The organism is Nocardia sp. NPDC004278 (genome assembly GCF_053602975.1).
In genome coordinates, this window is the sequence record NZ_JBSGEQ010000093.1 from 1 (window position 1) to 3423 (window position 3423).

2 rRNA genes are annotated in these 3423 nt (G+C 55.4%); both read right to left on the bottom strand.

Annotated features, from left to right (window positions below):
* Positions 1-7: 7 nt before the first annotated feature.
* Positions 8-124, bottom strand: a 5S ribosomal RNA gene (gene rrf, locus ACWEO2_RS44115).
* Positions 125-246: 122 nt separating this feature from the next.
* Positions 247-3378, bottom strand: a 23S ribosomal RNA gene (locus ACWEO2_RS44120).
* Between the last annotated feature and the right edge of the window lie 45 nt (positions 3379-3423).

Here is a 3423-nt window from a genome sequence, read left to right on the forward strand (position 1 = left end):
AAGGATGTTCCGGCGGTGTCCTACTCTCCCACACCCTGTCGAGTGCAGTACCATCGGCGCTGGTGGCCTTAGCTTCCGGGTTCGGAATGGGACCGGGCGTTTCCCCACCGCTATAGCCGCCGTAACTCTATGAAACTATCCACACACCAGCCACAACAAGCCAGAAGGGGGAAACCCTTCTGCTTATCGAACAACCGGTGTCTGTGTGTTGTTTCAGATACCGCACAGTGGACGCGTAGCTTCTTTGTTGGTAAGTCCTCGGCCGATTAGTACCAGTCACCTACACCCGTTACCGGGCTTCCAGTTCTGGCCTATCAACCCCATGGTCTGTGGGGGGCCTTAACCACTCAAAGGTGGTGAGAAACCTCATCTTGGAACAGGCTTCCCGCTTAGATGCTTTCAGCGGTTATCCCTTCCGAACGTAGCTAACCAGCGGTGCCCTTGGCAGGACAACTGGCACACCAGAGGTTCGTCCGTCCCGGTCCTCTCGTACTAGGGACAGCCTTCCTCAAGTTTCTGACGCGCGCGGCGGATAGAGACCGAACTGTCTCACGACGTTCTAAACCCAGCTCGCGTGCCGCTTTAATGGGCGAACAGCCCAACCCTTGGGACCTACTCCAGCCCCAGGATGCGACGAGCCGACATCGAGGTGCCAAACCATCCCGTCGATATGGACTCTTGGGGAAGATCAGCCTGTTATCCCCGGGGTACCTTTTATCCGTTGAGCGACACCGCTTCCACATGCCGGTGCCGGATCACTAGTCCCGACTTTCGTCCCTGCTCGAGCTGTCACTCTCACAGTCAAGCTCCCTTGTGCACTTGCACTCGACACCTGATTGCCAACCAGGCTGAGGGAACCTTTGGGCGCCTCCGTTACATTTTAGGAGGCAACCGCCCCAGTTAAACTACCCACCAGGCACTGTCCCTGAACCAGATCATGGTCCGAGGTTAGAAGTCCAATACGACCAGAGTGGTATTTCAACGACGACTCCACAAACACTGGCGTGCCTGCTTCACAGTCTCCCACCTATCCTACACAAACCGTACCGAACACCAATACCAAGCTATAGTGAAGGTCCCGGGGTCTTTTCGTCCTGCCGCGCGTAACGAGCATCTTTACTCGTAATGCAATTTCGCCGAGTCTGTGGTTGAGACAGCAGAGAAGTCGTTACGCCATTCGTGCAGGTCGGAACTTACCCGACAAGGAATTTCGCTACCTTAGGATGGTTATAGTTACCACCGCCGTTTACCGGGGCTTAAATTCTCAGCTTCGCGCCGAAGCGCTAACCGGTCCTCTTAACCTTCCGGCACCGGGCAGGCGTCAGTCCGTATACATCGTCTTACGACTTCGCACGGACCTGTGTTTTTAGTAAACAGTCGCTTCTCTCTGGTCTCTGCGACCCAACCCAGCTCCGAGAGTAAATCTCATCACCAGACCGGGTCCCCCTTCTCCCGAAGTTACGGGGGCATTTTGCCGAGTTCCTTAACCACAGTTCTCTCGATCGCCTCAGTATTCTCTACCTGACCACCTGTGTCGGTTTGGGGTACGGGCCATGTACCAACTCACTAGAGGCTTTTCTCGGCAGCATAGGATCACTGAATTCACCTCAATCGGCTACGCATCACCTCTCAGGCTGAATGTTGTGCGGATTTGCCTACACAACGCCCTACAGGCTTACACCAGTACAACCACTGACTGGCCCAGCTACCTTCCTGCGTCACCCCATCGCTTGACTACTACACCCAGGATCCCATGCAGCCGCTTCAGGTCTCCCGAAGGAGATCCGTCCACATTTGGATGGTTAGCACAGATGATTCGCCATTGGGCGCGGATACACGGGTACGGGAATATCAACCCGTTGTCCATCGACTACGCCTGTCGGCCTCGCCTTAGGTCCCGACTCACCCTGGGCGGATTAACCTGGCCCAGGAACCCTTGGTCATTCGGCGGACGAGTTTCTCACTCGTCTTTCGCTACTCATGCCTGCATTCTCACTCCCACAGCCTCCACAACTGGATCACTCCGCTGCTTCCAAGGCTGCAGGACGCTCCCCTACCCATCCACACCACTACACACACCCCCATAGGAATGCGCGGATGTATTGTGTGAATGCCGCGGCTTCGGCGGTGTACTTGAGCCCCGCTACATTGTCGGCGCAGAATCACTTGACCAGTGAGCTATTACGCACTCTTTCAAGGATGGCTGCTTCTAAGCCAACCTCCTGGTTGTCTTCGCGACTCCACATCCTTTTCCACTTAGTACACGCTTAGGGGCCTTAGCCGGCGATCTGGGCTGTTTCCCTCTCGACTACGAAGCTTATCCCCCGCAGTCTCACTGCCACGCTCTCACACACCGGCATTCGGAGTTTGGCTGATTTCGGTAAGCTTGTAGGCCCCCTAGACCATCCAGTAGCTCTACCTCCGGCGTGAAACACGTGACGCTGCACCTAAATGCATTTCGGGGAGAACCAGCTATCACGGAGTTTGATTGGCCTTTCACCCCTACCCACAGCTCATCCCCTCAGTTTTCAACCTAAGTGGGTTCGGGCCTCCACGACGTCTTACCGTCGCTTCACCCTGGCCATGGGTAGATCACTCCGCTTCGGGTCTAGAACACGCGACTAGAACGCCCTATTCGGACTCGCTTTCGCTACGGCTACCCCACACGGGTTAACCTCGCCACATGCCACTAACTCGCAGGCTCATTCTTCAAAAGGCACGCCATCACCCACCACAACAAGTTGTGCGTAGGCCCTGACGGATTGTAAGCGCACGGTTTCAGGTACTATTTCACTCCCCTCCCGGGGTACTTTTCACCTTTCCCTCACGGTACTAGTCCGCTATCGGTCACCAGGGAGTATTCAGGCTTACCGGGTGGTCCCGGCAGATTCACAGCAGATTTCACGGGCCCGCTGCTACTCGGGCATCATCCACAACAGCCGTTGAATTTTCACTTACCGGGCTATCACCGTCTACGGCAGGCCGTTCCAGACCACTTCAACTAACCCAACGGTTTCTGACTGTCGCTCAGACCGGCAGATCTGAGAAGAATGACCCCACTACCCCGTCCAGACAACCCCTGCCGGGTATCACATCTGAACGGTTTAGCCTCATCCGCTTTCGCTCGCCACTACTCACGGAATCACAATTGTTTTCTCTTCCTGTGGGTACTGAGATGTTTCACTTCCCCACGTTCCCTCCACACACCCTATATATTCAGATGCGGGTAACACGACATAACTCGTGCTGGGTTTCCCCATTCGGAAATCCTCGGATCTCAGCTCGGTTGACAGCTCCCCGAGGCTTATCGCAGCCTCCTACGTCCTTCATCGGCTCCTGGTGCCAAGGCATCCACCGTACGCTCTTAAACACTTACTAACAAAGATGCTCGCGTCCACTGTGCAGTTCTCAAACAACACACCC